This is a genomic window from Ureibacillus aquaedulcis (genome assembly GCF_030418165.1).
In the GTDB taxonomy this organism is placed as follows: domain Bacteria; phylum Bacillota; class Bacilli; order Bacillales_A; family Planococcaceae; genus Ureibacillus; species Ureibacillus aquaedulcis.
In genome coordinates, this window is record NZ_JAUHTQ010000001.1 from 475454 (window position 1) to 494117 (window position 18664).

The following is an 18664-nucleotide window of genomic DNA, read 5'->3' on the forward strand; positions in this document are numbered from 1 at the left end:
ACACTATTTTATTTTAAAATTATGTATCTTTCTATTATTTTATAAAAGTTTGTCATGTAATTTATGAAGAAAAATATTTGAGGAAGCAGGTTAACTTTGTCTATAACAAGATGTCATAAAGACAAATACTTAGGATCCAGTTTGAATTTGATTTGTTTAATAGTAGCGACTACAAGGACATATATTGTGGAAACAGATTGAGATTGTCTAATAGAAGCGGCCTCAAAGACAAATATTTGAGGACCAGCTTAGACTTGTCTAATAGAAGAGGGCTCAAAGACAAATACTTTGGGACCAGCTTAAACTTGTCTAATAGAAGTGGCCTCATAGACAAATATTTGGGAAACAGCTTAGACTTGTCTAATAGAGGGGGTCTTAAAGACAAATATTTAGGAAACAGCTTAGACTTGTCTAATAGATGAGATCTCAAAGACAAATATTTGAGGACCAGCTTAGACTTGTCTAATAGAAGAGGTCTCAAAGACAAATATTTGGAGACCAGCTTAAACTTGTCTAATAGAGGAGGTCTTAAAGACAAATATTCGGGAAACAGCTTAAGCTTGTCTAATAGAAGCGATCTCAAAGACAAATATTAAGGAAACAGCTTAGACTTGTCTAATAGAAGTGACTTCAGGGACAAGTACTCAAGAAACTACTTAAGATTGTCTTTATAGGAGTTGTCTTAGGCTTAAATGTTTTGTAGCTGAACTACATTTGTCCAATAGAAAACTTCTAGCACCCCCCCTTTATTTATCAATAAATTCAGAAAACTGGATATACATCACTGTAAATATATAGTAATATGAAACTGAATGAACATTCATTTTCAAAAAGGGGCAGGGGGAGTTGTCATGATGTTGAAGAATGAGACGATTATTATTACGGGCGGGTCCAGCGGGATGGGACTTGCTATGGCGAAACAGTTTGTTAAAGATGGTGCTAATGTTGTAATTACTGGTCGGGATAGTGAGCGATTACAAAATGCGAAGCAAGAAATCATGGCTTTTGGTGATCAGATAAAAACATTTCAGATGGATGTACGTGAAATTGAACATGTGAAGGCTATGGTCCAATTCACTGTGGAGGAATTTGGCAAGATTGATGGATTAGTTAATAATGCGGCGGGGAATTTTTTAGTACCAGCCGAAAAACTTTCTCCAAATGGATGGAAGGCAGTGATTGATATTGTCTTAAATGGAACATTCTATTGCTCTTCTGAGGTAGGGAAGTATTGGATTGACAATGGGCTGAAGGGGAAGATTCTCAATATGGTGGCGACATATGCCTGGGGAGCGGGTGCTGGTGTGGTTCATTCTGCAGCTGCCAAAGCAGGGGTATTGTCATTAACGCGGACTTTGGCTGTCGAATGGGGTCATAAATATGGAATCCGAGTAAATGCAATTGCGCCCGGACCGATTGAAAGAACTGGTGGTGCCGGGAAGCTGTGGGAATCGGAGGAACAGGCAGCACGCACCTTGAATTCTGTTCCCCTAAAGAGGCTTGGCACGCCAGAAGAAATTGCAGATCTTGCTTTATTTATCATGTCCGAAAAGGCTTCCTATATGAATGGGGAATGTGTCACATTGGATGGTGGGCAATGGTTGAATCCATTTCCGTTTTAGTTATTGCCGCCAAGCCAAGCGATCGAATGGCAATATCGCTATATGCACGTGATCTAGTCCCAACCAACGATTAATTCACACTTTAATCAAAAATTACGATACAAATTGAAGGCAAATGCTGGCAACATCTGTATTTTAGAATAAACATAACGGTATTCGTAGCATACTAAATACACTTTCTTAAATCAGAAAAAGGGAGGTGTAATAATAATGGGTATGTGGACAGTACCGACAATTATTGCAGGTGTATTAATTGTCGCGGTATCGTATTGGTTGACGGCGGGTGTCATGAAAAGGACAAGACACCGTGAGTCTGCGACGGATGTTCCGATCAGTAAACTTGTAAGAGACCATCCAGTGGCGATGAACCCGATTATTATTATGTATATTATATTTGGGTTGTTTACTGGAATTATTATCTTTTATTATTGGTCAATTTATGGATATTAGTATGTGATTTTTTTTGGAAATCATCCTTCTACTTCAAAATACTGGTCCCATATCATGGTCAATTGTGAACAAATTGTGATATGATATAAGGAGAGTGTAGTTTCCCTGTTGGAAAGTTATTGACAGGAAAAGGAGTAGAAGGTCATGATTTCAACTAACACAAGAGCATTATTAGAGACACCAATTAGTGACTTCATTATTTCATCTGAAAAAGTTGCACATGTTCAAATTGGTAATAGTGCCGAACATGCTTTACTCGTTTTAACCAAAACAGGTTATTCTTCTGTGCCGGTATTGGATATTAAGTATCGCTTACACGGTCTTTTAAGTACTAAAATGATTACGGAATCCATATTAGGATTAGAGCGGATTGAATATGAAAAATTAGGAAATATCAAAGTTGACGACTGTATGGACTCGGATGTTACCTATTTGAAAATATCCGATACGTTCCAAAGAGCGTTAGACTTGGTCATTAATCATGCCTTTTTATGCGTGGTGGATGAAGAAGGAACCTTCGTTGGTATTTTAACTCGTCGTGTTATTTTAAAACAGTTAAAAAAATATATTTATCAGGTAGAAGATTAATAGAATCGATCTAAACGAGAAACTCGACAAAATCCGAAAAATCAGGGTTTTGTCGTTTTTTAAGCTTAGCCTTTAAAAGGGGGAGTATGATGACGGCAACAGAAACAGAAATCATCAAAGTACTAGCAGAAGAGAAGAATATGAGAAAAGCCGCAGAGCGATTATTTCTAACACAGCCAGCCCTCTCCCAAAGACTGCAATCCATCGAAAAAGATTGGGGCGCCCAGATTTTTATCCGTTCGCAAAAGGGTCTTACGCCAACACCGGCTGGAGAATTGGTAATCCAATATGCAAATGAAACAATCATTCGGAAAGAACAAATCTTCGATACCATCCAAGCGCTCAACTCCAAAGTACATGGTACATTGAAAATCGCTTGTGCATCAATTGTGGGGCAGAATTGGCTGCCAAAAGTATTGAAGGAATTTGTTACAATCTATCCCGATGCCAAAATCTCGCTAATCACCGGCTGGAGTTCTGAAATCGTTAAAGCTTTGTACGAAGGCGAAGCACATGTGGGAATTGTACGCGGGCAGGTGGAATGGAAAGGGAAGAAAGTACATTTATTTAGGGATATGATGTACCTTGTCGACAAAGAAATCGAAAAAATTGATGATATCTTGACGACGGATCGGCCCTTTATTCAATTTAGAAGTGATTCGAACTATTATCAGGAGATTCAAATGTGGTGGCAGCGCCATTTCTCTTCCAATCCGAAAAGGCAGATTATTGTTGATCAGATTGAAACATGCAAACAGATGGCCATGAATGGGATCGGCTATGCCATCTTGCCATCCATCACTTTGAGCGGGGAAGAAGAGGTTAATAAAATTCCAATCACACAAAATGAAAAGGATACTGGCCTTACACGAGATACATGGTTAATTGGCTATGATTCATCTTTTGAGTTAAGACAAGTAGCTGCTTTTATGGATGTCGTGACCCAGCATGCTAGCTGCCTTTATGATTATACGAAGTAATGTATATTTATTATTTTAAACCAGCAATATTACGTGCTATTTATTAGAAAATTTAGTACAATCATAAGGTGAGTATATTTTACATAGATAAGGAGATTTAACTGACAAATGACGAACAAACTTAATGCACAAGAAATTATACAATTTATTGCTGATTCCAAGAAGGTAACACCTGTAAAAGTTTACGTAAAAGGTGAAGGTGTTGCTTCATTATCATACGGAGAAAATTCCAAAGTATTCGGTGAGGGAAATAGCGCAGTTGTTTTCGGTGAATGGAATGAAATCGAAGCAAGTTTAAAAGAACACGGAAGCCAAATCGCGGATTATGAGGTTGAAAATGACCGCCGTAACTCAGGCGTTCCTTTATTGGATTTAAAATATCAAAATGCTCGTATTGAACCGGGTGCAATTATCCGTGACCAAGTAACGATTGGGGACAATGCAGTAATTATGATGGGTGCTATTATTAATATCGGCGCCGAAATCGGCGAAAAAACTATGATCGATATGGGGGCTGTATTAGGCGGCCGTGCAACGGTTGGTAAAGGTTGCCATATTGGTGCAGGTACGGTTCTTGCAGGTGTAATCGAACCACCATCAGCAACTCCTGTAATCATTGAAGATGATGTTGTTATCGGTGCTAATGCAGTTGTATTAGAAGGTGTTCGAGTAGGAAAAGGTGCTGTTGTTGCAGCGGGTGCAATCGTAATTAGCGATGTTGAACCATATACAGTGGTAGGTGGAGTACCTGCACGCGTATTGAAGCAATTGGATGAGAAAACAAAATCCAAAACCGAGATTATCGATGCTTTAAGAAATATTTAAGTAGGTGTTACGATGGATACACTTGTACAGATTCGCAGGGAGTTGCATCAAATACCGGAGCTGGGTTTTCAGGAATTTAAGACCCAGAAGTATTTGCTGGATAAAATCTCTCAATTACCACAAGAATATTTAAGTGTTGCGACATGGGAAACGGGTATTGTGGTGAAAATTGAAGGCAGTCATCCATCTAAAACAATTGGTTGGCGTTCAGACATTGATGGTTTGCCAATACTAGAGGAAACAGGTTTATCTTTTTCATCTACCCACGAGGGGAAAATGCATGCTTGCGGCCATGATTGCCATATGACGATTACACTCGGCTTAGTGGAAGCCTTTGCGAAAAACCAGCCCAAGCAAAATGTAGTGATTTACTACCAGCCAGCCGAAGAAGGTCCGGGTGGTGCGGAACCGATGCTGAATTGGTTGAAGGCAGAAAGACCAGATCTTTTACCCGACGAAATCTATGCTTTGCATGTAGCACCAGAATATCCTGTCGGAACAGTGGCAACACGTCCAGGACTACTATTTGCCAATACTTCAGAGCTGTTCATTGATTTAAAAGGGCTGGGTGGACATGCCGCATATCCGCACAAAACGAGGGATATGACTGTTGCGGCTGCTAATTTAATATTGCAATTACAAACCATTGTAAGTCGCAATATTAATCCAATGGATAGTGCCGTGGTTACCATCGGAAAACTGACTTCGGGTACAGTTCAAAATATTATTGCTGAAAATGCGAGATTGGAAGGAACTATCCGTACACTCAATGCAGAGGCAATGGCCGATGTGAAAAAACGAATCGAGGCTATCTGCGCCGGGATTGAGGCTTCATTCGAATGCGCTATAAACATCGATTACGGTTCGATGTACTATGAGGTAAATAACGATCCGCAATGTGCAAAGAAATTGCTGGATTTTGCCCAAAACTTCGAAGGTGCCACTTCTTATGAATGTCCAGCGGCAATGACAGGCGAAGATTTTGGCTATTTCCTAAAAGGAATTCCAGGAGCAATGTTCTGGGCAGGGGCAAACTGTGAATATGGTTTGCACCATGCAAAAATCAATCCTGATGAAGACTTGCTATCTTTTAATGCAAAATTCGTTGAACAATTTATTCGAAGCTTATAATAAAAAAATGGAAATGCCCTTTACGGACATTTCCATTTTTATTTTGCTTCTGTTTCCGCTGCTGGATGCAGTAAATGTGGAGACTTTTTCAATGTCCAAACATAGGCTAATCCAAAACAGCCCAATAAAATAACGGCACCCAATATGAATGGAATCGACAAATGCCATTCTAGTAATACACCAGCTAGTGCAGGGCCAATCATGTTTCCTAGACTCATGTATGCATTATTCATGCCCGCTGCAAAGCCTTGCTCGTTACCAGCAAACTTTGAGATCAATGTATTGACTGCAGGTCGGATAAATACGGTTGCAATCTGGAATAGGGTTGCAACTGTTAAGATAATGAAGAAACCTCCGACATAGACCATTAACACCATGGTGATGGCTGCAACAACCAAATTGACTAAGATTACTTTCATCTCTCCGAAACGTTTAAATAATTTATCGATGATAAACATTTGGAGAACAACCCCAGCAAATCCACCCACTGTAATAACAATCGCAATATCCGTTGGTGAATAATCAAATTTATACGTCAAGAACATGGAAAGTGTTGACTGGAAGTTCGATATTCCGAAGCTAAAAGTGAACACTACAATCAGAATGACGAAATAAGGCGTTTTTACAGAACGAACCAATTGATTTAATAGATTTTCCCGAGGTGCATTTTTTACTGCTTCATCCACTTGCGGTTGGACATTTGGTAAAACAATGAATGATAGCAGGGCTGCTGCCAGTGAGACAAAACCTGCTAAAAAGAATGGGAAATGTAGATTCACATTTGCCAAAAATCCTCCTAATCCAGGACCAATCATAAAGCCGAGCGAAATGGCGGCGCCGATCATTCCCATGCCTTTGCCGCGTTCTTCCATCGTCGTGATATCGGCAACATAAGCCATAATCGTCGTCATGATGAAAGCTGCACCGAAACCACTGAAAAAGCGCCCTAAGTATAAAATCCAGACATCAGTAGCAATTCCGAATATAAGTTGTGATATTCCATAGATAATGAGTCCGCCTATAATAAATACCTTGCGGCCGAATCGATCGGATAAATTTCCGGCAAGGGGTGAAAATAAAAATTGCGCCAAGGCGAAAACTGCGATTAAGGAACCGTAGACCTCGCCGCCTACACCGAAGATATCTAAATAGGAGGGCAGTACAGGTATGACAATCCCTACACCACCCATGGTAATAAACATATTAAGCATTAAAATCGTTAAAGCTATTTTTTTCGTTTTCTGTGACATTACAGTCCACCTTTCCCCTTATCTATATACCCAAAAAGATAGTAAATATTAATTCGTGTATCTAAAAGCTTATCATATTGTATATCGATACACTACAATTTAATAGTAGTCTTTAGGATGATATTCGATAGAAAAAAGCCGATGAGATTCTTTTAGAATGTCATCGACTAAAGAAAAAAATTTCTATCGTATATCCATTTTAAATTCCAGGAAATGTTCATTATACTTTCCAAGCCACTCAGGGCCGAGATTTTCATAAACCTCCAATTTTTCGCGAAGCTCTTCATTCGGGTAGAAGCGTTCATCTTCTATTACTTCGGGATCCATCAATTCCATTGCTGCCGCATTTGGTGTGGAGTATCCTACATAATCATTATTTTGTGCGGAATTTTCAGCATCCAGCATAAAATTGATAAAGGCATGAGCACCATCTATATTTGCCGCTGTTTTTGGAATGACAAAGTTATCAAACCATAAATTTGAACCTTCTTCAGGAACCGCAAAGTCAAGCTCTTCGTTTTCCCACATCATATCCGCTGCCTGTCCAGACCAGGTAAGGGCAACCGATGCTTCGTTATTGATCATTAAAGGAGTAATTTCATCTCCAATGATTGCTTTAATATTAGGCGATAATGAAGTTAATTTCTCAGTTGCTAAATCAAGAAGCTCATCGTCTTTTGCATTAAGTGATTCACCTAATGAGTTCAGCCCCATTCCCATTACTTCACGAGCACCATCAACAAGAAATACTTTTCCTTGTAGAGAGGGGTCCCAAAGATCCTCCCAAGATTGAAAGGTTAAGTGATCTCCCACTAAACCAGGATTAAAGACAATTCCTACTGTTCCCCAAAAATAAGGAACGGAATACTTGTTACCTGGATCAAAAGATAAGTCCAGGAAATAAGGATCAATATTCTTAAGGTTAGGAAGCTTCGAGTGATCAATCGGTAAAAGTAAATCCTTTTCCCTCATCATTGCTACCATATATTCAGATGGAGCAGCTACATCATATGCAGAACCACCTTGCTCAACTTTTGTCATCATGGCCTCGTTTGAGTCGAACGTTTCATAGATCACTTTAATTCCTGTTTCCTCTGTAAATTTATCAAGTAATTCGGGATCGATATATTCGCCCCAGTTATAAACAGTAATCGTATCAGTACTACCGGCAGAACCAGCCGACTGCAGACGGTCTACCACAAAGAATAGGAGAGCACAAACCACTAGAATGGCGATGGTAGCTTGAACTAATGATTTCATCGTTGTACCTCCTCATTTACACGTTTTGAACGATTGGTAACGAAATAATAGCCGATGACAACTAGAATAGTTACTAAGAAGACAAGTCCTGAAATGGCGTTAACTGTTAAAGTGATTCCAGTTCGTGCCATTGAATAAATTTCAATAGATAATGTTGAAAATCCATTCCCCGTTACGAAAAATGTAACAGCAAAATCATCTAATGAATAGGTTAAGGCTAGGAAGAATCCTGCGAAAATTCCGGGTTGAATATAGGGAAGAACTACCCGAGTCAATACATCTCGTTTTGATGCCCCTAAATCACGTGCTGCATCTATGAGTGAAGTGTTCATTTCCAATAGTTTCGGTAAAACCATCAGGACAACGATGGGAACACTGAAGGCTACGTGCGACACTAAAACAGAAGTAAAGCCCAGTTTGACACCAATCATTGTAAACAAAATCAGGAAACTTGCCCCAATGACAACATCTGGACTCACAATTAGTACATTGTTTAAAGAAAGCAAGGTTTTTCGCATTTTTTTATCTTTTATCGAGACGATTCCAATTGCACCTAAAGTGCCAATAATAGTAGCAATCAGTCCAGATAAAAGGGCTACAATCACGGTATTGATCAAGATGGTAATCAATCTTGAATCTTCAAATACCGCATTGTAATGCTCCAATGTGAAGGATTCAAAATTATGCATGGAGCCGCCACTATTAAATGAATAAAAAATTAGATAAAAGATGGGAGCGTATAGCACAACAAATATTAGAAATAGATAAACTTTTGATGAGGTTGATAATTTTTTCACTGTATACGGCCTCCCTTCTTCTGACCTGTAAGGAGCATAATTATAACCATAATAATAATCAGGAATACCGCAATTGTGGACCCCATACCCCAGTTTTGGGAAACAAGGAATTGTTGTTCAATCGCTGTTCCTAATGTAATCACTTGGTTCCCGGCAATTAAACGTGTAATCATGAATAATGAAAGTGCAGGAATGAAAGTTACTTGTATACCTGACTTTACACCGTCAATTGTCAGAGGAAAAATAACTCGACGGAAAGTCGTAAAACTAGAAGCACCTAAGTCACGGGCTGCATACACTAGTGTCGGATTCATTTTATCAAGTGAGTTGAAAATCGGGATAATCATAAATGGTATAAAAATATAAACGGAAACAAAAATGAAACTGAAATCTGTAAATAGAATCTGTTGTGGATCCAATCCAAACACTTCCAGAAATGCGTTAATTGGACCATATAATCCGAAAATGCCGATAAAGGCATACGTTTTTAACAGCAGGTTAATCCAAGATGGGATAATAATCAGCATCAACCATAAGTGCTTATGCTTAGTTCGTGTTAAGAGATAAGCTGTCGGGTAGGCAAACAGAAGTGTAAATAAAGTAATTAAAAATGCATACCAAAAGCTTGTTAAAGTCATTTTTAAATAAACCGGCGAAAAGAAGTTTCGGTAATTAGCTAAAGTAAAATTACCGTTTAAATCCAGCATCGAATAATAAACAATTAGTACGATTGGCGCGATGACAAATAAGGCAATCCAGATAATGTAGGGAAAAAGCGGGCCCTTTGAAGCTTTGTTAAACATTTTCTTCTTCTCCGTAAGACTCCAGGCGTTTATCAAACTCTTCTTCCGTTTCGTTTAAACGCATAACATGGATGCTTTCAGGGTCAAAATCCAAACCTATTTGTTCGCCTACATCTGCCTTCTTGAGTGAATGAACGAGCCATTCATTGCCATCTTTATCATAAGTGGATAGTTCATAATGTACACCACGGAATAATTGTGTATCAACAGTAACTACAAGTTTACCTTTCTCTACTGTAGTAATTTCGAGATCCTCAGGACGGATGACGATATCAATCTTTTCATTTGGTTTCATACCCTGGTCAACACAATCGAAAATTTTGCCGGCAAATTGAACCTTGAAATCTTCAATCATCATGCCATCGACAATATTTGATTCCCCAATAAAGTCTGCAACAAATCGGTTGATTGGTTCATCATATATATCAACCGGAGTGCCGGACTGTTGAATTTCGCCATCATTGAGTACAAAAATTTCATCAGACATGGCTAAAGCCTCTTCTTGATCATGCGTAACGAATACAAAGGTTTTGCCTAAGCGTTGCTGTAATTCACGAAGTTCATATTGCATTTCTGAACGCAGCTTTAAGTCGAGGGCAGATAGTGGTTCGTCCAAAAGAATAACCTCGGGATCATTTACTATCGCACGTGCAATGGCCACACGCTGACGCTGGCCACCGGACATTTCGGAGATTTCGCGATTGCTGAAGCCTCCCAAGTTAACAAATTTTAAAGCTTCCAATACACGTTCCTGAATTTCCTTTTCCTTCAGTTTTTTGATACGCAACCCGAACGCGACATTTTCAAAAACATTTAAATGGGGGAATAAAGCATAGTCCTGAAAAACCGTATTCACTTGACGTTCATTTGCAGGAATTTGATTAATTTTTTTATTATTAAAGTAGATTGAACCTTCAGTCGCATCTGTAAAGCCCGCAATAATACGCAGAATTGTCGTTTTACCGCAGCCTGATGGGCCTAAAAGAGTATAAAACTTTCCTCTTTCAAGTTCAAAATTAATATTTTTTAATACAACTGTTCCATCGTCATAGGATTTTGTTACATTCTCGAAGCGAATAATGGTATTGTTCATTTTCTTGCCTCCTAAACTATAAATAAGATTCTGTTGCAACTAGCAGCAATTCGGTTGTTCCATTGTGAGCATTAAATATTTGATGTTTGGTGGACGCTTCATAGTAAACTGCATTTCCTTCACAGGCGATATATTCATTGTTGCCTAAGACAACTCTAATGCGTCCCTTAATAACGTAGATAAAAGTCTCGGCTAGTGAAGGATTGAACTGTTTATACTCACCTTTCTTTTGAAGAGTTATAAGTACAGGTTCCATGTCCTTTTCATTTGAAGTGGGTATGAGCCATTGGATTTTGTAGTTTTTTTCTTCGTCAAGATAAGAGGTCTGGTCATCGATGTTAAATACAATTTTTTGTTCCTGAAGCGAATCGTCAAAGAAATCCTTAGGAGTTGTACCTAATACTTCCAAAATAGAAAATAATGTTTCAATTGATGGCGAATTTAAATCACGTTCCAGTTGAGAGATATAACCTTTTGTTAGATCGGTTCTTTCGCCCAATTCTTCCTGAGTAAGTCCTTTTTTTAGTCGTAATGCTTTGATTTTCGCACCAATTTGCACCTGAATGACTCCTTACTAGTTTAATATACATAAACTTAAAGTATGAAAGTTTACTATTTTATAACTTATTGTTTACTATTACCGATACTATTATACAGTTTCATATGAGCAATTCAATAGGTGTTTGGGAAAAATTTCCCTGTATAAATGAACTTTTCCATTCATTTTCTTCGGTCAAATAAAAAAGTATTTCTAGGTTGCCTTATGCTATGAACTTCTAAATTGGAGGAAGCAAAAATGCATGATTTAATAGTAGGCAAAGCAGCGCCAAGTTTTGAAATGGATGCGGTAATGCCCGATAAATCTTTCGGGAAAGTATCGTTGGAAGACAACATGAAACATGATAAATGGACAGTATTATTTTTTTACCCGATGGATTTTACCTTTATTTGTCCTACCGAGATTACGGAAATGTCGGATTATTTTGATGAGTTTGATGAACTTGATGCCAGGTTGATCGGTGTTTCCACAGACACGATTTATACGCATTTGGCTTGGATCAATACCGAACGAACAAAAAATGGCCTTGGTCAACTCCAGTACCCTTTGGCAGCTGACACTAACCATCGAGTGGCAAAAAAGTATGGTGTTTTAATAGAAGAAGAGGGGATTGCCTTAAGAGGTCTATTCATTATTAACCCTAAAGGAGAACTCCAATACATGGTAGTGCACCACAATAATATAGGGCGTGATACGGAAGAGGTGCTGCGTGTTCTTCAGGCACTTCAAACTGGACGCCTTTGCCCAGCAAGCTGGAGACCGGGCGACGATACGTTATAACTTTAATTACAGAATCCTGATATTTCTTTCTAAAGGGGGAGTTTCATGAAATTACGTTCAAAAATGCCTGAGTTAATGGGTGAAGCTGCTTGGTTAAACGGAAGTGTAAAGCGGGATGACTTAGTGGGGAAGAGGCCAACCATTATACATTTTTGGTCCATGAGCTGCCATGAATGTAAAGAGGGGTTTCCGCAGTTCAATCAATTTAGAAAGGCTTTTGATGAGCGAGTGAACTTTATAGCAGTTCATATGCCAAGATCACAGGAGGATACTGATATTGGAAGAATAAAAAAAATAGCCCGCAGATATAAAATTACGCAACCTATATTTGTTGATAACCAAATGACGCTCACCGACCTTTTTAATAACCAATATGTACCTTCTTATTATCTATTTGATCAAAATGGGCTACTCAGACATTATCAATCTGGAGGAAGTGGCATGAAGATGCTGGAAAAGCGTGTACTTAAATTATTGAATGAAAAAGTCGACGGAATATAAAACAGTGTAGACATAATGGCGAATTGTCTACACTGCTGAAACTTACACAGGGCTTGATTGTGCAAGCTTCATTAGATAATATTGTTCCTCTCTTGCCATATGGTCAGCCATTAATGCGGAAAAGATTCCTAAACTTTCCGCATTAAGTTCCATCTCCTCGAGTTCATGCAAAAACGTCTTGAACAAGTTCATCTCTAATTCGACATCTCTATTAAACCTTGCAAGTGCCGGGAATTTGTGGACATTTGTACGTAAAAAACCAGTTAATTCAACAGCTTTTAAATAGAAATCATCGAAATGCTTCGTGAACTTATGGCTCTTCTCTTTCAATCTTCTTTCAACACCGTCCAATCGGTCATTTATTGCTCCGGCGTGTCCGGAAGCATCTAATAGCCAAAGTAAATGATGGTGGAGCTCATGAAATATAGGTGGAGTTGTTCCTGTTTTAAGATAGCCGATATTCCGTTGATATTCTTCCAATTCATTGACCATGTGATTGACAAAACTTGGCGTAAGGTGGATTTTCATTTCATCCGTTATATGGCGTTCAATAATTGAGAGTTTAAATTCTTTTAGTTGACTTACGTAGTCTTCAACTTGGTTTGTAAAAGGAATCATTGTGGATTCATTTTGTTGCAATACTTGGGACAGCAAGTGGTCAAATACTTGAATAAACTGGATGGCTTTTGCAATATCCTCTGTTTCTGATGGATAGAGAGAATCATGGATAAATCGGGAATGGTCACCTAAGATTCTTAACCAAAATTGATGTTCAAATAGGGCACTTTCATAAAAAGTGGTGGACAAGCTGTTTACACCTCCAGAATTTGCAGTACACAATAACGTATTCAAACCATGATTGCATTATTAAAGAAACTCTTTATATAACTTTTACTTATAAGCTTGATAATTTATAGCTAATATTCAATGGTGAACTTTTACAGTAAAATTATAGCAATTAGGAGGGAAAGCCATGATAAAAACATTAAAGGACCAATGGAACGCCAATTTATACGATCAAAGTCACTATTTTGTATCACAGTATGGGACGGAGCTGCTGCAACTCCTAGCGCCACAGGAAAACGAAAAAATACTTGATCTTGGCTGTGGAACTGGGGATTTAGCGAGAGAATTAAAGGATTTGGGGACTCACGTCATAGGGGTAGATAAATCAGTAAACATGATTGAACAGGCGAAGGGGAAATATGCCGAAATATCATTTAAAGTAAAGGATGCAACCGAATTAGGTTATAAAGAGGAGTTTGATGCCGTATTTTCAAACGCAACCCTTCATTGGGTCAAACATCCTGAAAAAGCATTACAGTGTATCTTTGATAGTTTAAAGAAAGGTGGTCGTTTTGTTGCTGAATTTGGTGGGAAAGGCAACGTACAATCCATTACAGATGAAGTGATTCTTCAAATAGAAGCAGAAGGAATAAAATTCAGGAAGGAACAGTTTCCATGGTTCTATCCGAGTATAGCCCAGTATACGGGTATGATGGAGGCGGCCGGCTTTAGAGTAACATTTGCACAACATTTTGATCGACCTACCAAATTGGAAGGGGAGCAAGGATTAAAGAAGTGGATTGAGATGTTTGGTGGGGAAATATTTAATAGTGTAAATGAACAACAAAAGCGAACTATCGTTAGCCGAGTTGAAAACAATTTAAAGGCAATTCTATTTCACGACGGGAATTGGTACGCGGACTATAAAAGAATTCGAGTAATTGGTGTGAAGGAATAAAGATTGAAAGATATTCAATTGCGAATAAATCACTTCGACGTGCAGCTCCAATTTTGGCCCTTAGTAATTTTTTTGATGGTTATTTGTACAAAAAGATGATACTAAGTTAAAATAGTATCATTGATGATTGTGTACGGAGGGTCAAGATGAAAAAAGAATTTGTAGTAGTAGGATTGGGCCGCTTTGGAGGCAGTATCGTGAGAGAGCTGATTCGCCTGGGTGCAGACGTATTGGCCATTGATGCAGAAGCAGAGCGTGTGGATGAATTTGCAAAAATTGCAACGCAAGCAGTCATTGCAGACACAACAGATGAAGAAGTGATTAAGTCATTAGGTATTCGAAATTTTGAACATGTAATCATTGCGATTGGCGAGAACATTCAGGCTAGTATTTTAACAACGCTAATCCTTAAGGACCTTGGTGTAAAACAAATCACCGTTAAAGCTCAAAATGACTACCATGCGAGAGTACTCCATAAAATTGGGGCAGATCATGTTGTCCACCCAGAGCGGGATATGGGTATTCGGATTGCGAATAATATGATGTCAAGCAATGTACTCGACTATTTAGAGTTATCCGATGAGCATTCCATCATGGAGATAAGGGCAAATGAGCGTATTGCTGGTTCTTCGTTGATGGATTTAGATATACGAGCAAAATACGGAATTAACATTGTGGGAATTAAAAGAGGAGAATCTATACTCATTTCTCCGGCAGCAGATGAAAAAATATTGCTTGGTGATATTCTACTGATGATTGGTGCAGATGTAGATATTAATCGCTTCGTAAAAAAAATGATGAGCTAGTAGAGGAAATTACCGATAATAAAAAATATGCTGTCGCAATAGCCGGCAAAAGAAAAAGGTTGTCCAATGTGGGACAACCTTTTTCAATGCTTAAACTTCCATAATAATTGGTAAAATCATTGGACGACGTTTTGTTTTCTCAAATAAATATGGTCCTAAAACGTCAGTAATTTCGTTTTTCATTTCTGTCCATTGTGTAGACTTAGCTTGAACCATTTCATTTAGATGACTGTTTAACATTTTCTGTGCTTCGCTAATGAGTGATCCTGACTCACGCATGTAAACAAATCCACGTGATATGATATCCGGACCAGCCACAAGTTTTTGTTTTTTCATATCGACACTTACAACGACAATTACTAGACCTTCTTCAGATAATATGCGTCGGTCGCGTAAAACGATATTTCCAATATCGCCAATCCCGCTTCCATCGATATAGACATCTCCGGAAGGAATCTTGCCGGCAACATGTGCTTCATTGGAACTTAACGCAAGTACTTCGCCATTTTCCATAACAAATGTATTGTCAATCGGAACATCGCAATCCTCTGCTAGTTTAGTATGCATTTTTAACATGCGATACTCACCGTGAATCGGCATAAAGAACTTCGGTTTCATTAGGCGGAGCATCAGCTTTTGCTCTTCTTGCGAACCGTGTCCAGATGTATGGATATTATTTAAGGAACCGTGGATCACTTCCGCACCAGCTCGGAATAAAAGGTTAATGATTTTATTCACGCTCATTTGGTTACCCGGAATTGGTGAAGATGAGAATACAACAGTATCGCCAGGTTGAATCTGGATTTGTCTATGAGTACCATTTGCAATTCTCGATAAAGCAGCCATTGGTTCACCCTGTGAGCCTGTACATAATATCAATACTTCATTTGCCGGTAAACGGTTGATTGTCTGCGCATCGACAAATGTTTCTTTTGGTGCAGTAATATAGCCTAATTCGCGGCCAATAGAAATGGCATTATCCATTGAACGTCCAAATACGGCTATTTTTCGGCCGAACTGCGCAGCAGCATCTGTTACTTGCTGCAGGCGATGAATATTGGAAGCGAAAGTCGCAAAAATAATACGGCCATCCACTTTGCGTAGAATATCATCAATGCTTTCGCCAACTTTACGTTCAGACATTGTAAAGTTTGGTACTTCTGCATTTGTACTATCAGAAAGTAGGCAGAGGACGCCATCGCGACCGATTTCGGCCATTTTCGTTAAGTTCGCAGGTTCTCCGACTGGAGTGAAGTCGAACTTGAAATCTCCTGTATGAACAATATTTCCAGGAGGTGTCTTTACAACAATTCCATACGCGTCCGGAATACTGTGAGTCGTACGGAAGAAGCTGACAGATGTTTTTCTGAATTTGATGACATCGTCTTCCTTGATTTCAATAAGCTTTGTTGTACGCAACAACCCATGTTCATCAAGCTTGTTTCGCAGTAAGCCCAAAGCAAGCTTACCACCGTATACAGGAATATTTAATTGGCGCAATAGATAAGGGATGCCGCCAATATGATCTTCATGGCCATGAGTAATAAACAGCCCTTTAATTTTATCAACATTTCGTACTAGATAAGTGTAATCCGGGATAACATAGTCGATTCCTAATAAATCGTCATCCGGAAATTTGATTCCAGCATCAATGACAATTATTTCATCCTGGAATTGTACTGCATATGTGTTTTTTCCGATTTCGCCCAGTCCGCCGAGAGCGAATACCGCTGCCTGATCATTTTTGACAAATTTCATAATGGCCTAAGCATTCTCCAACTGGAAGTTCGGGCTATTTTTTTCATATTCCAAATAATTGCCCTCAAGTAATTGGATATACTCGATATTGTAATTGCGATCTTTTAAATAGTTGCGGACTTCTCTTTCAGAAGCTGCTTCTAAATAAAGGCTTTTAGTATTTTCGCGAACTGGTACCTCTTGAGCATTCTCTTGGTAATAAACTTTGTAAATCATGATTTCTCTCCTTTAAGTAACGTACATTTGCGTGCATCGTTTCGATTATTTAAAGTGAACTACTTGCTATAAAAAGAGTAGCGCTACATTGTATATGATAAAGATAATAAAAAATAAACTATCTAAAGCTACCGATTTTTGCAAAAAGCTTTATCTTCTTTTCAATAATATTTCTTAACACGAAAAAACACTTGTACCCATTTTACCATCAATTGGTTAAAGAGTCTTGTTCTACTGTTAGGCAATTTAAAATTTCGAATTGAATTGTACAAATCGCCAATCTCATGAGGGTAAGACTTAGTTGCACTTAGTGGATTAGAATGTTTTATACTGTCTACCCGCTATTAAGTTAGGCATTGATTTAAGTATAATTGGTTTAAGTTTGTATTTCCAATTAATGAAAGAAGGTAAATGTCAATAATCTAGGTTAAAGATGCATTTCCTTTATATTATCATGCGTTTGTCTTAAAATAAAGAAAAGCCCTCCAAATTGAAGGGCTTAAGCGATTGATTTTTTTCCGAGGATGCCATTTAATCGTTTCAAAATTCTCTTTTTGAGTCGCTTTAACATGGCGCATCACTCCTAACTTAGAGAATAATGACTTTTTCTATATGTAAAGTATTTTCCGTTTACATATAAATATGTGTTGAGTGGGGTAAGAAATGACAAATATTATATTTTTTGATGTGGATGGGACGCTTTATAATAGTGAGAAAAAAATTCCTGTTTCGGCTAAAAAGGCAATTGAAGCAGCACGTAATAAGGGTTATGAAATTGCGATTGCAACTGGCAGGGCACCTTTCATGATACAAAGTATTTTGGACGAGCTGGAGATTGATACATATGTTACATTCAATGGTCAATATGTGGTGTATAAAGGAGAAGTAATTTATACAGATAGTGTACCAAAAGAATATTTGGCAAAGATAATTGATTTTGGAATACAGCGCAATCATCCGGTAGTTTTTATCGATGATAAGGAAATGATTGCATCGATAGAAGGACATTCTTTTATCGAACAAAGTATAAATACACTAAAATATCCTTATCCTAATTGCAATCCGTTATTTTATGAAGATAATGATGTATATCAAACGCTTATTTTTATGGAAGAGTCAGCGGAGCAATTGTATAGAGATACGTTTACGGAAGTCAACTTTGTTAGATGGCATCCGTATTCATGCGATATTTTGCCAAAAGACGGCTCAAAAGCAAGAGGAATTAAGACTTTACTAGAAAAATTAAATATACCCATCGAAAAAACGATTGCATTTGGTGATGGATTAAACGATATCGAGATGCTTCGTGAAGTTGGCACTTCTGTTGCTATGGGCAATGGGGTGGAGCAGGCAAAGGCAGTGGCCGATCTTGTAACGGATCATGTAGACCGCGACGGCATAGCGAAGGCGATGAAGATGCTTAATATCATCTAATTCAAGGAAAAGGCTTTGCAACTATAAAAAATGCCTTTCTTTACTAGTGTATGTAGTATGCATTAAA

The 18664-nt window shown here is 38.3% G+C and carries 20 protein-coding genes; 11 read left to right on the top strand and 9 right to left on the bottom strand.

The annotated features are described in order from the left end of the window. Positions 1-854: 854 nt before the first annotated feature. The 6 genes from fadH to QYB95_RS02210 all read left to right on the top strand — a co-directional run bounded on the left by fadH (position 855) and on the right by QYB95_RS02210 (position 5596). The gene (fadH, locus tag QYB95_RS02185; RefSeq protein WP_301136536.1) at positions 855-1622 is read left to right on the top strand and encodes a 2,4-dienoyl-CoA reductase; all 768 of its coding nucleotides are present in this window, start codon (positions 855-857) and stop codon (positions 1620-1622) included. 210 nt (positions 1623-1832) lie between these two features. Further along, on the top strand, positions 1833-2072 hold the full coding sequence (locus QYB95_RS02190) for a short-chain dehydrogenase (RefSeq protein ID WP_301136435.1): 240 nt from the start codon (positions 1833-1835) through the stop codon (positions 2070-2072). 144 nt (positions 2073-2216) lie between these two features. Further along, positions 2217-2660 carry a cyclic-di-AMP-binding protein CbpB gene (gene cbpB / locus QYB95_RS02195; RefSeq protein WP_301136436.1) on the top strand — a complete coding sequence of 148 codons (444 nt, stop codon included), beginning with the start codon at positions 2217-2219 and terminating at the stop codon, positions 2658-2660. Between the two features lie 89 nt (positions 2661-2749). Then, the gene (ccpC, locus tag QYB95_RS02200) at positions 2750-3640 is read left to right on the top strand and encodes a transcriptional regulator CcpC (RefSeq protein ID WP_301136537.1); all 891 of its coding nucleotides are present in this window, start codon (positions 2750-2752) and stop codon (positions 3638-3640) included. A gap of 108 nt (positions 3641-3748) precedes the next feature. Beyond that, positions 3749-4465: a 2,3,4,5-tetrahydropyridine-2,6-dicarboxylate N-acetyltransferase gene (dapD, locus tag QYB95_RS02205; protein WP_301136437.1), complete on the top strand. Its 717-nt coding sequence runs from the start codon at positions 3749-3751 to the stop codon at positions 4463-4465. 12 nt (positions 4466-4477) lie between these two features. Then, a complete protein-coding gene (locus tag QYB95_RS02210; protein ID WP_301136438.1) occupies positions 4478-5596 on the top strand; it encodes an N-acetyldiaminopimelate deacetylase in 1119 nt (372 codons plus the stop codon). A gap of 38 nt (positions 5597-5634) precedes the next feature. On the opposite strand, the gene QYB95_RS02215 is transcribed toward QYB95_RS02210, so the two are convergent. From QYB95_RS02215 to QYB95_RS02240, 6 genes are all read right to left on the bottom strand, one after another. After that, positions 5635-6846 carry an MFS transporter gene (locus QYB95_RS02215; RefSeq protein ID WP_301136439.1) on the bottom strand — a complete coding sequence of 404 codons (1212 nt, stop codon included), beginning with the start codon at positions 6844-6846 and terminating at the stop codon, positions 5635-5637. Positions 6847-7029: 183 nt separating this feature from the next. Continuing rightward, complete coding sequence (locus QYB95_RS02220) at positions 7030-8106, bottom strand: ABC transporter substrate-binding protein (RefSeq protein WP_301136440.1); 1077 nt, start codon at positions 8104-8106, stop codon at positions 7030-7032. Beyond that, entirely contained in the window at positions 8103-8903 is an 801-nt protein-coding gene (locus QYB95_RS02225; RefSeq protein WP_301136441.1) for an ABC transporter permease, read from the bottom strand. The genes QYB95_RS02220 and QYB95_RS02225 overlap by 4 nt, the downstream gene beginning before the upstream one ends. Continuing rightward, the gene (locus QYB95_RS02230; protein ID WP_301136442.1) at positions 8900-9706 is read right to left on the bottom strand and encodes an ABC transporter permease; all 807 of its coding nucleotides are present in this window, start codon (positions 9704-9706) and stop codon (positions 8900-8902) included. The genes QYB95_RS02225 and QYB95_RS02230 overlap by 4 nt, the downstream gene beginning before the upstream one ends. Then, entirely contained in the window at positions 9699-10799 is a 1101-nt protein-coding gene (locus QYB95_RS02235; protein WP_301136443.1) for an ABC transporter ATP-binding protein, read from the bottom strand. Before QYB95_RS02235 ends, QYB95_RS02230 begins: the two co-directional genes overlap by 8 nt. A gap of 16 nt (positions 10800-10815) precedes the next feature. After that, entirely contained in the window at positions 10816-11358 is a 543-nt protein-coding gene (locus QYB95_RS02240) for a helix-turn-helix domain-containing protein (protein WP_301136444.1), read from the bottom strand. Positions 11359-11595: 237 nt separating this feature from the next. On the opposite strand from QYB95_RS02240, the gene QYB95_RS02245 reads away from it, so the two are divergent. Together QYB95_RS02245 and QYB95_RS02250 are read left to right on the top strand one after the other, a co-directional pair. Then, positions 11596-12138: a peroxiredoxin gene (locus tag QYB95_RS02245; protein ID WP_301136445.1), complete on the top strand. Its 543-nt coding sequence runs from the start codon at positions 11596-11598 to the stop codon at positions 12136-12138. Positions 12139-12183: 45 nt separating this feature from the next. After that, positions 12184-12639 (top strand): TlpA family protein disulfide reductase, encoded by a 456-nt coding sequence (locus QYB95_RS02250; RefSeq protein ID WP_301136446.1) that lies wholly within the window; start codon positions 12184-12186, stop codon positions 12637-12639. Positions 12640-12681: 42 nt separating this feature from the next. Here the strand turns inward: QYB95_RS02250 and QYB95_RS02255 are convergent, their stop codons facing one another. Continuing rightward, positions 12682-13446, bottom strand: coding sequence for a DUF2935 domain-containing protein (locus QYB95_RS02255; RefSeq protein ID WP_301136447.1), 765 nt, complete (start codon positions 13444-13446; stop codon positions 12682-12684). 166 nt (positions 13447-13612) lie between these two features. On the opposite strand from QYB95_RS02255, the gene QYB95_RS02260 reads away from it, so the two are divergent. After that, positions 13613-14383: a class I SAM-dependent methyltransferase gene (locus QYB95_RS02260; RefSeq protein ID WP_301136448.1), complete on the top strand. Its 771-nt coding sequence runs from the start codon at positions 13613-13615 to the stop codon at positions 14381-14383. Positions 14384-14529: 146 nt separating this feature from the next. Beyond that, on the top strand, positions 14530-15189 hold the full coding sequence (locus QYB95_RS02265) for a potassium channel family protein (protein ID WP_301136449.1): 660 nt from the start codon (positions 14530-14532) through the stop codon (positions 15187-15189). A gap of 90 nt (positions 15190-15279) precedes the next feature. Here QYB95_RS02265 and rnjA read toward each other — a convergent pair whose 3' ends face one another. Further along, positions 15280-16947 (bottom strand): ribonuclease J1, encoded by a 1668-nt coding sequence (rnjA, locus tag QYB95_RS02270; protein WP_301136450.1) that lies wholly within the window; start codon positions 16945-16947, stop codon positions 15280-15282. 6 nt (positions 16948-16953) lie between these two features. Further along, entirely contained in the window at positions 16954-17163 is a 210-nt protein-coding gene (locus tag QYB95_RS02275; protein ID WP_301136451.1) for a DNA-dependent RNA polymerase subunit epsilon, read from the bottom strand. Between the two features lie 663 nt (positions 17164-17826). Here QYB95_RS02275 and QYB95_RS02280 point away from each other — a divergent pair. Continuing rightward, positions 17827-18597: a Cof-type HAD-IIB family hydrolase gene (locus QYB95_RS02280; RefSeq protein WP_301136452.1), complete on the top strand. Its 771-nt coding sequence runs from the start codon at positions 17827-17829 to the stop codon at positions 18595-18597. Positions 18598-18664 lie beyond the last annotated feature (67 nt).

Excerpts from the sequence above, each read along its gene's own strand:
- fadH (WP_301136536.1), top strand. The coding sequence starts at position 855 with ATGTTGAAGAATGAGACGATTATTATTACGGGCGGGTCCAGCGGGATG.
- QYB95_RS02190 (WP_301136435.1), top strand. The coding sequence starts at position 1,833 with ATGGGTATGTGGACAGTACCGACAATTATTGCAGGTGTATTAATTGTC.
- cbpB (WP_301136436.1), top strand. The coding sequence starts at position 2,217 with ATGATTTCAACTAACACAAGAGCATTATTAGAGACACCAATTAGTGAC.
- ccpC (WP_301136537.1), top strand. The coding sequence starts at position 2,750 with ATGACGGCAACAGAAACAGAAATCATCAAAGTACTAGCAGAAGAGAAG.
- dapD (WP_301136437.1), top strand. The coding sequence starts at position 3,749 with ATGACGAACAAACTTAATGCACAAGAAATTATACAATTTATTGCTGAT.
- QYB95_RS02210 (WP_301136438.1), top strand. The coding sequence starts at position 4,478 with ATGGATACACTTGTACAGATTCGCAGGGAGTTGCATCAAATACCGGAG.
- QYB95_RS02215 (WP_301136439.1), bottom strand. The coding sequence starts at position 6,846 with ATGTCACAGAAAACGAAAAAAATAGCTTTAACGATTTTAATGCTTAAT.
- QYB95_RS02220 (WP_301136440.1), bottom strand. The coding sequence starts at position 8,106 with ATGAAATCATTAGTTCAAGCTACCATCGCCATTCTAGTGGTTTGTGCT.
- QYB95_RS02230 (WP_301136442.1), bottom strand. The coding sequence starts at position 9,706 with ATGTTTAACAAAGCTTCAAAGGGCCCGCTTTTTCCCTACATTATCTGG.
- QYB95_RS02235 (WP_301136443.1), bottom strand. The coding sequence starts at position 10,799 with ATGAACAATACCATTATTCGCTTCGAGAATGTAACAAAATCCTATGAC.
- QYB95_RS02245 (WP_301136445.1), top strand. The coding sequence starts at position 11,596 with ATGCATGATTTAATAGTAGGCAAAGCAGCGCCAAGTTTTGAAATGGAT.
- QYB95_RS02250 (WP_301136446.1), top strand. The coding sequence starts at position 12,184 with ATGAAATTACGTTCAAAAATGCCTGAGTTAATGGGTGAAGCTGCTTGG.
- QYB95_RS02260 (WP_301136448.1), top strand. The coding sequence starts at position 13,613 with ATGATAAAAACATTAAAGGACCAATGGAACGCCAATTTATACGATCAA.
- QYB95_RS02265 (WP_301136449.1), top strand. The coding sequence starts at position 14,530 with ATGAAAAAAGAATTTGTAGTAGTAGGATTGGGCCGCTTTGGAGGCAGT.
- rnjA (WP_301136450.1), bottom strand. The coding sequence starts at position 16,947 with ATGAAATTTGTCAAAAATGATCAGGCAGCGGTATTCGCTCTCGGCGGA.
- QYB95_RS02275 (WP_301136451.1), bottom strand. The coding sequence starts at position 17,163 with ATGATTTACAAAGTTTATTACCAAGAGAATGCTCAAGAGGTACCAGTT.
- QYB95_RS02280 (WP_301136452.1), top strand. The coding sequence starts at position 17,827 with ATGACAAATATTATATTTTTTGATGTGGATGGGACGCTTTATAATAGT.